Here is an 11857-nt window from a genome sequence, read left to right on the forward strand (position 1 = left end):
GCCGTACTCCTTGTCTGTGCGTAGCGTGGGGGGGTGGTGGTGGTGCCGGGTGCGGCCGGGGAGAACCCGGCCGCACCCGGCACCGTGGGTGGTGCGATTACTTCCCCAGTGCCTTGTTCACGGCGGCCACCTGGGCGGCAACCATCTGGTAATCGGCCGCTGACAGTCCCGCCTCGGAGGCGGTACCGCCGAGCGCGACGATCAGATACTGCGCATCACGGTTGAGCAGCGTCTGATCGGCGGACGTCAGGGTCACGTCCGCCCTGCCCGCGATCATGGTCCGCAGCACGTCGAGCTCGACGATGGCCGGCTTGGCCTTACCGCGTGCCTGCACCGCCGCGGCATTGTCGATCTGCACGTGCAGCTTGGTGGCGCCGACCCGGTCGAGGTCCCCCTTGGCTACGGACTGGTCGATCAGCGCACCCATGTCCTTGTAGGACGTGGTGACGTAGAAGACCAGCCGGACGGCGGTGGTATTGCCCGCGCTGTCGCGCGCTGTCACCGCGAACACGTGCTCCCCCAGGGCCAGTTGGCGCAGTGGCAGCGGGGTGGGCGTCGTGGTGGTGACGGGCTTGCCGTCCAGGGTCGCACTGCTGGCGCCCACTCCCGACGTGGCGTCGGTCACGCCGACGCCGACCGAGACGGTCACGCTGTCTCCGTACACGGTCTTGTCGGTCAGGCCGCTGACCAGCACCGCGGGTGCGGTGCCGTCGATCTTGAGCGTGCTGGACTTGACGGACTCCACGTTGCCCGCCTTGTCGGTCGAGCGGTAGGAGATGGTGTGGGTTCCGTCGCCGGTCACGGTGAACGCACCCGTGAACGGCTTCCAGTCGCCGCCGTCGACCTTGTACTGCGTGGAATCGGCTCCGGAGCCGCTGCCGTCGGCGGCCTTGAGCGTCACGGAGGCGGGACCGGTCCGCCAGCCGTTGTCGCCGGTGGGTCCGGCCATGGCCGCCGTGGTGACCGGCGCGGTCGCGTCGACGTTCACCTGCCGGGTCACAGCGTCACCGGCGTTCCCGGCCAGGTCCGTCGGATGCACGACGAGCGTGTGCTTCCCATCGGCCATCGTGACGGGCGTGGTGTAGCCGACGCCGGCGTCGCCGTCGAGGTCGTACTTCAGGCTACCGACGCCACTGCCGGCGTCCTGGGCAGTGAGCGCGGCGGTGACCGGCGAGGTGTACCAGTCGTTCTTGCCGTTGGGTGCGGCCGGGTCGAGCGTGGCAGCCGCGGTCGGCTTGTCCACGTCCACCTTCACCGTGACGCTCTGGGCCGTCTCGATGTTCCCGGCCTTGTCCACCGACCGGAAGTTCAAGGTGTGGGTTCCCGTGGTGTCGATGGTCAGCGGAGCGGTGTAGGGGGTGTACGAGGCCGCGCCGTCGAGCTTGAACTCGGTGCGGTCCACCCCGCTGCCGCCCGCGGCGTCGGTCGCGGCGAGTGACACCGAGACCGGCGAGACGTACCAGTCGACCTTCCCGTCCGGGGTGCCGGGGGTCAGTGTCGCCTTGGTCACCGGGGGCGTCTTGTCCCCCGTACCCGTCGCGCCGTCGAGATGGAAGTAGTCGAACTTGGCGGTCGCCGGCGTCTGCTGGTTCACCCCGATGGCGAACACGCCGAGCGCCGATCCCGTGTCCAGGGCGGTGTTCGTCAGCGGGGCCGACATCTCGGTCCAGCTCTTGCCGTCACTGGAGTAGAAGCCGTGATAGGCGCTGCCCTGCTTGGCGATCCGCAGGTACCAGACGCCATTGGTCAGGTTCCTGACGTCCGGCGCGGTCGCGTCGACCTTGCCGCCCGACTCGGAGCGGAACTCGATGCGCCGGCTGGTCGCGGAATCCGCGATGTAGTCGAGCTTGACGTAGTTGTCGTCGTCGACGCGGACCATCACGCCGCCCTGCTGATAGCCCTGGTTGAAGGCGGTGCCGTCGATCTTGGTCTCGATCGTCCAGTCGCCGGCCGGGGCCTTCTGCAGGATCAGGTTCTTGGGGTCGGTGTTGGGTGTGGAGAAGATGTCTCCCTTCGAGGTGGTGATCTGCAGCTGCCCGTCGCTCATCCCCAACGCGGTCAGGTCGGGCCGTACGACGGAGTTCCAGCGGCAGCCGTCCAGCGCGCTGCCGTCGAACTCGTCACCCGGGGTGGCCTGGGGGGCCGACGCGTCGGGCGTGAGGTGGAACCAGTCGAAGGCCGCGTCGATCACCGGCGTGGTGCCCTTGCCGGCCAGGCTCATCAGGCCGATCCGGGGGTTGGTGATGCCGCTGATCGGCTTGGCGCCGGGGATGTCCTTGAAGGTCGCGCCGTCCGAGGAGTACGACCCGGTGATGTTGGTGCCGTCGCTCGTCAGACGCAGGTACACGGTGCTGGGGAAGTTCGGGCCCACGGCGGCGCTGTTGGTCTCCGAGGGGCTGCCGTTGTTCTCACGGGCGAACTGGAAGACGTTCTGCGCCGCGTCGGGCGAGCCGGAGCGGCCCTCGAACATCATCTTGGCGTAGTTGTTGTCGTCGCCGTACAGGACGAGGCCCGCCTGCTGGTAGCTCTGCACCGCGGGCAGGGTCAGTTTCGTGGTCGCCTGCCACGCGCCGGAGGGGGCCGGCTGCAGGACGATGTTGGGGGTGTCGCCTCCTGCGCCGTAGATGTCGGTGTCGCTGGTGGGTATCACCAGGCTGCCGTCCTTGACCGCGAGGTCCTGGTTCTGCCGGACGACGCTCCACCGGGTCTCGTCCAGCGAGGTGCCGTTGAACTCGTCCGACAGCTTGCCCAAGCAGCTGATGGTGGGGAGGGTGGCGGTGCCGCTGATGGTCTCTTCCTCGATGCTCGAGACCCCGAGGGCGTTGGTGGCGGTCACCTTCGCGGTGAACGGCCCGGCCTTGGTGTAGGTGTGGGTCGGGTTCTGCTCCGTGGAGGTGGTTCCGTCGCCGAAGTCCCACTTGTAGGTGAGCGCCGATCCCTGGGGGTCGATTCCGCGGGCGGTGAACTTCACCGCCAGAGGCAGGTCGCCGGTGAGCGGCTGCCCGTCCACCATCACGAACGGCTGGGCGTTGCCGGCCGTCGCGCCCCTGCCGTCGAGGTGCATCCAGTTGAGCCGGAAGAGGTTCTGGGCTCCGGCGCTCGCGCCCTTGAAGACCAGGTACAGCGTGTGGACGCCACCAGGGTCCTTGACCGGAGCTGTGATGTAGCTGTACTCGCCCTTGCCGGCCGGTACGGCGGCGGTGGCGATCAGCGGTCCGGTGACGCTGTCCGCGTGCGCTTCGATCGTGCCGCCGGCCAGGTTGGCCACCCGGAACGTCAGCGAGTCGATCCGGGAGAAGTTGACGTCGCTGTAGGCGGTGTACGACCCGTCGTTGATCCCGGCAACATCCACTTCACCGTGGGTCGGGTCGGTGGTGGCGGCCGACTTGATGCTGCTGGAGGCGGCCGTGTAGAACTCCGCCTGCATCTTCTTCGGATGCAGGACGATGGTCTTCTTACCGGTCAGCGGGCTGGAGCCGCCGGCGCCGCCCTTGTCCCGGTAGGTGCTGTCCAGCACCCAGAAGATGTTTTCGGCCCCACCGTGTCCGGGCGACATCGCCGTCTGGCTGGTGCCCTGGCAGGCGTGGAACTGCTCCATCGCATGCGCGTGGGTCGCGTGACCGAGGGACGCCGTCACCGTCACCTGGGAGCAGTCGATGCCGCCGCCCGGGTTGGTCGAACCGTCCTCGGGGTCGGTGACGGTCGTGGAGAAGTCAACCTTGTCGCCCCAGTCGAACGCCCCGCCTTCGGCGGGTCCGTCGAGGGTGACGGTCGGCTGGGTGTTGCCGACGGTGATCTGCTGGGTCAGCGAGGCCGACTTGCCGGCCGTGTTGGTCACGGTCAGGCTCGCGGTGAAGTTGCCCGCAGTGGTGTAGGTGTAGGTCGGGTTCGGTTCGGTGGAGTCGACCGTGCCGTCGGCGTCGTAGTCCCACGCGTAGGTGAGCGAGCCGCCGTTGGGGTCGCTCGATCCGTTGGAGGAGAACTTCACGGTCAGCGGTGCGCTGCCGTTGGTCGGGGTGGCGGTCAGCTTGGGCACCGGCGACCGGCGGCCGTTGACGTAGTCGATGCGGTAGATGCCCGAGTCGGCGTTGTTGCCGCCGAAGCTGCTGCCCCATTCGATCATGTAGAGCGCACCGTCGGGCCCGAACTTCATGTCCATCGGCTTGGCGAAGCCCATCCCCTTCAGGAAGGGGTTGACCTTGTTGACCGCGGACTGGTTGTCGTCGAGCTGGAACGTGTACATCTGGCTGGTGTTCCACTCGGCGAAGATCGCCTTGCCGTCGTAGTACTCGGGCCACTTGTTGTCAGAGTTCAAGGCCGCGTCGTACCGGTAGATCGGGCCGGCCATGGGAGCGCCGCCGCTCAGCGGGGGAAACTCCGCGCTGCCGTCGTAGTGGTACCAGACGGTGGCCGGGATCGGCTTGGGCAGCTGCTTGAGCCCGGTGTTGTTGGGCGAGTCGTTGACCGGGCCGTTGGCGCAGTCGTAGGGCTCACCGGACACGCCGGTGGCGTAGTCGTAGTGGATGTACGGCTGGTTGTTGGCGAGACAGAACGGCCAGCCGTAGTTGCCCGGCTTCTGCAGGATGTTCCACTCCACCGCGTTCCTCGGGCCACGCTTGGGGTCGTCACTGCCCGCGTCCGGGCCGTAGTCCGCGACGAGCACCCGTCCGGTCTCGGGGTCGGTGCCGATCCGGAAGGGGTTGCGGAACCCCATGGCATAGATCTCCGGCTTGGTCTCCGCGGTACCAGGCGGGAAGAGGTTGCCCGACGGGACGGTGTAGGTACCGTCCGCCTCCGGGTGGATCCGCAGGACCTTGCCCGACAGGGAGTTGGTGTTGCCCGATGAGCGCGCGGCGTCGGACGCCGACTGTCCCGGCCTGTAGTCCAGTGGCGCGCGGGAGTTCGTCGGGCTGCCGAAGGGGTTGGTGTTGTCGCCGGTGCTGAGCCAGAGGTTCCCGTCCTTGTCGAACAGCATGGCACCGCCGTGGTGGCAGCACGTGTCCCGCTGCACCGGCACCTTGAGCACGACTTTCTCGCTCGCCTTGTCCAGGGTGCTGTCGGAGTTGACGGTGAAGCGGGAGATCTGGTCCACCGACTCACCTGTCGGCGAGTAGAAGACGTACAGCCAGTGGTTGGTGGCGAAGCCCGGGTCGAGCGTGAGACCGAGCATGCCGCTCTCATTGGCCGTCAGCACGTTGAGGTGCCCGGAGTTCACCACCTGGTTGCTGCCCGGCAGGATGGCCTTGACGTCACCGCCGAGGCTGGCGAAGAACACCCGGCCGTCCTTGGCGACCTCCAGCATCATCGGGTCGTTCGTGTCGGTGTCCAGCGGGACCTTTTGAAAGCTCGAGGTGAGGGAGGCGGAACAGTCCGCCTGCACCGCTCCGGCGGTGGTCTGAAGGCCGCCGAGGAGCAGGTGCAGGAAGTTGGGATCGGTGTAGCTCTCCTTCGTGTGCCCCAGGCCGGTGTACCAGGACTTGCCGCCGTCGTAGTTCTGGCACCAGGTGTTGGGGTGGTCCGCGCCCATCCCGCCGCCGCTGTACGACTTCTCGTCCAGGGAGGTCAGCACGTGGACCTTGCCGCGCGGATTGGTCTGGTAGTTGTACCACTCATCGGTGCGCGACCAACGGCTCGGCAGTTCCTCGGTCGACGGGTGGGCCGGGTCCTCGACGTTGAGCGTGGCCTGCTGTTGGGCGGGGTGGTCTTTGAAGTAGGCGCCGACCAGATTGCCGTACCAGGCCCAGTTGTATCCAGAGTCGGCCGCGGCGTGGATGCCCACGAAACCGCCGCCCTGTTCGATGTACTTCTGGAACGCGGCCTTCTCCGACTCCTGATCCAGCGGATCACCCGTGGTGGAGAGGAAGACGACCGTCTGGTACTTCGCCAGGTTCGTCTCCGTGAACAGTGTCGCGTCCTCGGTCGCGTCGACAGCGAAGTTGTTGTCCGCACCGAGTTTCTGGATGGCGGCGATGCCGTCGGGGATCGAGTCGTGCCGGAATCCCGTGGTCTTGGAGAAGACCAGGACCCGGAAGGCCGGAGTATCTCCCGTATGCGCATAAGCGGTGCTTGCCAGGCCCGCCAGCAAAGGTACGGTGAGAAGCACGGCCGTCACTGCCGCCAGCAGGCGGCTGAGTGATCGTCTCACTGATGCTCCTGTGTAGTGAGTTGTGTGCACGAGATGTGGAGTGCTGTGAGATGCGGCGGGGTGGAGGTGCGGCTGCGAATCCGCCTCCACCCCGTTTCTTGCATTCCTTGCTCACCGGCCGCACCCCTTGGAGGGGGGAACCGGCGTTCTGGGGACGGCGGCGTGGCGCCAGGCCGTGCACCGGCCGTCGCTGTGCGGTGCGCACGTGAGTGCCGCGTGGGTGCGTGTGGGCGGCGGAGCCTGCCGGGTCACGTCGGTTCGACGCCGGTACGGCTTTCTGCTGGTTGCCGCCCGAGAGCGTGCGCACGGGCCGACGATGAGCCGGGCGTCGTACGACAGCGCCCGGGCCATGCTCACGATCTGCCGGCTCGCGGCAGGCAGCCGGCCGACTGCCGTGCCCGGTGGGATCTCCCCGTGGCCGAGGCGCTCGAGCAGGACACGGGAGGCCTGCTGGGCCTGCGCACGCCGGTTGAAGCCGAACCGCGCCGGCTCGTGGCCGAGGAAGATGTTCTCGGCCACGGACAGCCCGTCGACCAGGTCGAGCTCCTGGTAGATCGTGGCGATGCCGCACTTCATGGCGGCCGTCGGACGGTCGAAGCGGGTTTCGGCCGAGTCCCAGCGGATGGTGCCGGTATCGGGGTGATGGACGTCGGCGAGCACCCGGATCAGTGTGGATTTGCCCGCTCCGTTCTGACCGAGCAGGCAGTGCACCTCCCCTGCGCGGACTTCGAGGTCGACACCGTCGAGAGCGCGAACGCCGGGGAACTGTTTGGTGATATTTCGCATTTCGAGCAAAGAAGCAGACATGGCGACACCCTCGGATGTGACGTATCGGCAGGCTGTCGCAGCGCGTGCCGTGTGGTGTGGATTGCCGGCCGGCGGGAGGAGCTTCGGCGGGTTGCCGACGCAGCGCCCTGGAGCAGGATTCAGCCCGACGCCGCGCCGACGTCTGACGGCGGCGTGTACGCATGCTCGCTGACGAGCTGTCGGGATACGGCTGAGAACAAGGTGCCGGCGGGTGACGCTCCACCGGAGGCCCGTTGGGGCGGAAGCCTCGAACCTTGAATTCGTCTAGTGCCCTGACAAATTAGGAGCCGAGACCACCGGCGGTCAAGTGGTCGATCGAGAGCACTCCGCGTCCTTGCACTCGGCACGCCCGTCGCCGGCCGTCGGTCCGGAGACCGGCGACGGGGCCCAGGCCGGACCGACGCCGTACCGGTCGATGCTCAGCACCTGGCCGATGGCGCTCGCGACCGCACCGCGCCGCTCGGCGTCCAGCCCGAGCCCGGCGACGTGCACGCTCATTCCCTGGGCGATGGCCGGCTGGGCATGACGGGCGACGGATTCCCGCACTCCGTCGACGAGTGGATCGCCCGCCATCGCGATACTTGATGCACGTGTATTGACGCTAAATATGGACTCACCTACCGTGCTCTGCGGGGCGGTTGCATCACTCGTACGTTGTTCGTTGTCTGTTGGTGATGCCCAGCACGGGTCGACACAGATACAGGTGACCGGTTGACGGTTCACAGGGCCGACCTGAGATGAGGAGAACCATGCACGCAGCTCAGCAACCGGACCCGACACCCCATGACTCGAGTGCACACGGGATCGGGCAGTGGCGCTTACACGCACTGCCTTCCCCTGCCCGACCGCCCCGGTGGCACACGCCGGCTCGCTGAGAACGATGGTTCACTGCCGCGGTGTCCCGCGGCGCTGAACCATCGCCTACAGGACGGCTTCGGCACCCCGTCCGGGCATGCGTCCGGGCCTTCCCGCCGGTCGGTCCGGGTGTAGGCGCGGCCCGGACTCGTCCCGAGCCCCTACCTGACACAGGTCGGGGCTCGGCTGTCACGGAGCCGGGGTCCAGCGGCGGGCTCCCCACCCCGCCGGACGCCGGCTCCGCATCACCAGCCTTCGCCATACCCGATGCCCGGGGCCGTGGCGCCGCCTGGACGACCCCGACGCGAAGATCGCCAGTGGAGCCCAGCTGGACCTGGCGGCCTGCGACGGCACGGTCGGCCACAAGTGGCACGTGCCCAGCTTCGTCCCGCCGCACCAGCTCGCGCTCGGCGGCTCAGTGGTCGTCAAGCCCGGCTCCACAACCACCTGACGACCACGCACACCGACGACAGCAGCCCCCCACGCTCGAGCACGCCTCCGTCGGCCTCACGGTGCCCAGCGACTGGTCCGCACGGGCCACCGCCCCCACCCCGGTCGAGGAGTCAACGGCCTGTGCCGCGCTTGCCGGTGAGCCGTCTGTGTCCGAACGGAAGTAACCCTGAAGAGCGTTGAGGCCGACAAACGCCTCCCAGCAGCCCCGGCGCCCGCACCCGCACAGCGGGCCGTCCGGATGCACCGTCACATGCCCGACCTCACCGCCGTATCCACGCGAACCGACCAACGGCCTTCCCTGAACGATCAGGCCCTCGCCGATACCGACGTCGCCCCGAGATATAGACCAGATCCCGACTGCCGGCCTGGCTCCCCACCCGGTACTCGGCAAGTGCCGCACGGTTGGCATCATTTCCCGCGGTGATGACACCGACCCGGTTTCCAAGTTCCTCCCTGAGCCCGTCGACCACGTGGACGTTCCCCCATTCCAGGTGCGGCGCACGGCTGACGACCCTTCGCGCCTCGCCCACCAGACCGGGGACGGCAACGCCCAGGCCGGCGACGATCGGCGCCCGCCCGAACAACGCGTCAGGCAGGGCCGTCAAGCACGCGTCGCACATCTCGGCGATCGCTCGAAGGTCGGCGGCGAAGAGCAGGCCTCCGTCCGGCGAGAAGGCGATCTGCCGGGGGGAAGTCGCCGCCCACCGGCACCGTGTCGATCAGCCGCAGCGCGGCCCCGCCGCCCGCGACGGCGTAGCGGGTCAGGCTGTTGTGCCCGCGGTTCGCGAGGTAGGCGAAGCAGCCGTCGCCGGTGACCAGGAGCTGGGCGGGACAGCTGGTCCCCGTACCGGTTCCGGTGGACTGCGGGGTCCCCGGGGTGAGGGTGCCGCTCGCGATGTCGTAACCGCAGACGACGACCGTATTGTCGACCTCGCAGGCGAGACAGGCGAAGCGGCCGCCGGGGTGGAAGGCCAGGTGGCGCGGTCCCGCACCTGGGCGCAGTGCGGCGTACGAGACGTGGTGGAGCGTGCCCTGGCGCGGGTCGAGCCGGTAGGTGTACACGGTGTCGTTGCCCAGGTCGACCGCGAGGACATGGCCGCCGGGGGCGGTGACGATCTGATGGGCGTGCGGTCCGCCCTGGCCGGGGCCGGGGGCCGGGGCCGTGTGGGTGGCCAGGGCGGTGCGCTCCCCGGGCCGCGGGGGCGACATCCCGACACCGTACCCGCGGGACAGCGCGGCAGCCGGAGAACAGCGGGCGGGGTGGACGCACGGAAGACGTCCACCCCGCCTTCCGCGTGTCCGGACGAGCCCTGACCGGCCCGAATTCCGGGCACCCCCTTGACAGCCCGCCGCACCCCCGGGCAATCTTCCGATAAGCAGAAACCAACTTCCGCAATACGGAAGGAGCGCCTGACCCTCATGGCCTCTCTCGATTCGCAGAAGACTGGGCCGGACCAGCGCTTCGATGTGAACCTTTCGATCCTCTTCACGGAACTCCCGCTTCTGGAGCGCCCCGCCGCCGCTGCCGCGGCGGGCTTCACGGCGGTCGAGCTGTGGTGGCCCTGGATCGAGACCCTCACCCCGCCGCAGAGCGAACTCGACGCCCTCAAGAAGGCGCTCGACGACGCCGGCACGCAGCTGGTGGGGCTGAACTTCTACGCCGGACAGCTGCCCGGACCCGACCGCGGCGCGCTCTCCGTGCCCGGCCCGGAGTCGGACCGCTTCCGCGCCAATATCGAGGTGGCGGCCGGCTTCGCCGCCTCGGTCGGCTGCAAGGCGCTCAACGCGCTGTACGGCAACCGCGTCGACGGCGTGGACCCGGCCGTGCAGGACGAACTCGCCCTGGAAAACCTGGTCCTGGCCGCCCGCGCGGCCGACCGGATCAGGGCGGTTCTGCTGATCGAGACCCTGAACGAGCCGGAGTCGCCGCGCTACCCGCTGGTGAGCGCACCGGCCGGGATCGAGGTCGTCGACAAGGTCAACGCCGCGACGGGGCTCGGCAATGCGAAGTTCCTGCTGGACCTGTACCACCTTTCGATGAACGGCGAGGACCTCAGCCAGGTCATCGCCGCGTACGCCGACCGGAGCGGTCACGTCCAGATCGCCGACAACCCGGGGCGCGGCGCGCCCGGCACCGGCTCCCTGCCGCTGGAGCAGCTCCTCGACGAGCTGACGAAGGCCGGTTACGACGGCTGGGTCGGCCTGGAGTACAAGCCCGGCGACCGGCCGAGCGCCGAGTCCTTCGCATGGCTCCCGGCCGAGGCCCGAGCGGCTCGCTGAGGGCGTCGGACTCCCCCTCGTACACACGTTTTCAGGAAGGCACCCCCTCATGAGCAACAACCTCCCCAAGGTTGCGTGGATCGGACTCGGCATCATGGGCTCCCCCATGTCCGAGAACCTGATCAAGGCCGGTTACGACGTCACCGGATACACCCTGGAGCAGGACAAGATCGACCGGCTGGCCGCGGCCGGCGGGCACGGCGCGGGTTCGATCGCCGAGGCGGTCCGGGACGCCGATGTCGTCATCACGATGGTGCCCGCGTCCCCGCACGTCGAGGCCATCGCGTACGGCCCCGAGGGCATCCTGGCGAACGCGAAGTCGGGTGCCCTGCTGATCGACATGTCCTCGATCACCCCGCAGACCTCCGTCGACCTCGCGAAGAACGCGAAGGAGAAGGGCATCCGCGTCCTGGACGCCCCGGTCTCCGGTGGCGAGGCCGGTGCGATCGAAGCCGTGCTGTCGATCATGGTCGGCGGCGAGCAGGCCGACTTCGACGCCGCGCAGCCGATCCTGCGGGCGCTCGGCAAGACGGTCGTGCTCTGCGGCCCGCACGGCTCCGGCCAGACGGTGAAGGCCGCCAACCAGCTGATCGTCGCGGTCAACATCCAGGCCTGCGCCGAGGCCGTCGTCTTCCTGGAGAAGTCCGGGGTCGACCTCGCGGCCGCGCTCGACGTGCTGAACGGCGGACTGGCCGGCTCGACCGTGCTGACCCGCAAGAAGGACAACTTCCTGAGGCGCGACTTCGCGCCGGGCTTCCGGATCGACCTGCACCACAAGGACATGGGCATCGTCACCGACGCCGCCCGTAATGTCGGTGCCGCGCTCCCCGTCGGCGCCGTCGTCGCCCAGATCGTCGCCTCGCTCCGCGCGCAGGGCGACGGCGGCCTGGACCACTCGGCCCTGCTGCGCGCGGTCGAGCGCCTCTCGGGTCGGCCCGTCCAGGCCTGACCGGTCGCCCCACAGACTTCCGGATGGTGTCGGCGCTGACACCTGTCCTGTCGCGCCCAGGCGTCGGCACCATCCGGAACACCTCCAAGGCCTCTCCCAGGTCACCCGCGACGACGTGATCGAGAAGAACCTCGCGCACTTCCACGCCGCCGACGCCGACTACGGCAAGCGCGTCGAGGAAGCTGTCCGCGCCCTGCGCGAGGACTGTGGTCTTTCGTCCGGATCAGGCTGGATCACCCCGCGACCCCAGCCACGATCCAAACGAGCTGCCCTGGAACACCCAGACCGCGCAAGGGATGTGACGGGAGATCATTTCCCCTGCGCTGTCCGTCCGGCCGGCCCTGAGGGGTGTCCGGCGGGACGGACGC

Annotated in this window: 6 protein-coding genes and 3 pseudogenes; 3 read left to right on the forward strand and 6 right to left on the reverse strand. The window is 68.7% G+C overall.

The window, feature by feature from the left end:
- Positions 1 to 97 precede the first annotated feature (97 nt).
- The 6 genes and pseudogenes from OH809_RS08765 to OH809_RS08790 form a co-directional block, all read right to left on the reverse strand.
- Positions 98 to 6145 (reverse strand): ThuA domain-containing protein, encoded by a 6048-nt coding sequence (locus tag OH809_RS08765; RefSeq protein WP_406515000.1) that lies wholly within the window; start codon positions 6143 to 6145, stop codon positions 98 to 100.
- 312 nt (positions 6146 to 6457) lie between these two features.
- Positions 6458 to 6931, reverse strand: a pseudogene (locus OH809_RS08770) (ATP-binding cassette domain-containing protein); the annotation flags it as partial.
- A gap of 324 nt (positions 6932 to 7255) precedes the next feature.
- On the reverse strand, positions 7256 to 7525 hold the full coding sequence (locus tag OH809_RS08775; RefSeq protein ID WP_406515001.1) for a hypothetical protein: 270 nt from the start codon (positions 7523 to 7525) through the stop codon (positions 7256 to 7258).
- A gap of 697 nt (positions 7526 to 8222) precedes the next feature.
- Positions 8223 to 8612, reverse strand: a complete 390-nt coding sequence (locus tag OH809_RS08780) for an ROK family protein (RefSeq protein WP_406516238.1) — start codon at positions 8610 to 8612, stop codon at positions 8223 to 8225.
- Positions 8521 to 8880, reverse strand: coding sequence for an ROK family protein (locus OH809_RS08785; RefSeq protein ID WP_406516239.1), 360 nt, complete (start codon positions 8878 to 8880; stop codon positions 8521 to 8523). The genes OH809_RS08780 and OH809_RS08785 overlap by 92 nt, the downstream gene beginning before the upstream one ends.
- A gap of 9 nt (positions 8881 to 8889) precedes the next feature.
- Positions 8890 to 9451, reverse strand: a pseudogene (locus tag OH809_RS08790) (beta-propeller fold lactonase family protein); the annotation flags it as partial.
- Positions 9452 to 9679: 228 nt separating this feature from the next.
- Between OH809_RS08790 and OH809_RS08795 the strand changes: the two are divergent.
- The 3 genes and pseudogenes from OH809_RS08795 to OH809_RS08805 all read left to right on the forward strand — a co-directional run.
- On the forward strand, positions 9680 to 10540 hold the full coding sequence (locus OH809_RS08795) for a TIM barrel protein (protein WP_406515002.1): 861 nt from the start codon (positions 9680 to 9682) through the stop codon (positions 10538 to 10540).
- A 49-nt stretch (positions 10541 to 10589) separates the two neighbouring features.
- On the forward strand, positions 10590 to 11489 hold the full coding sequence (locus OH809_RS08800) for a 2-hydroxy-3-oxopropionate reductase (protein WP_406515003.1): 900 nt from the start codon (positions 10590 to 10592) through the stop codon (positions 11487 to 11489).
- Between the two features lie 88 nt (positions 11490 to 11577).
- Positions 11578 to 11694 (forward strand): annotated as a pseudogene (locus tag OH809_RS08805) (catalase-related domain-containing protein); the annotation flags it as partial.
- Positions 11695 to 11857 lie beyond the last annotated feature (163 nt).

This window comes from Streptomyces sp. NBC_00873 (assembly GCF_045207415.1).
Classification (GTDB): domain Bacteria; phylum Actinomycetota; class Actinomycetes; order Streptomycetales; family Streptomycetaceae; genus Streptomyces.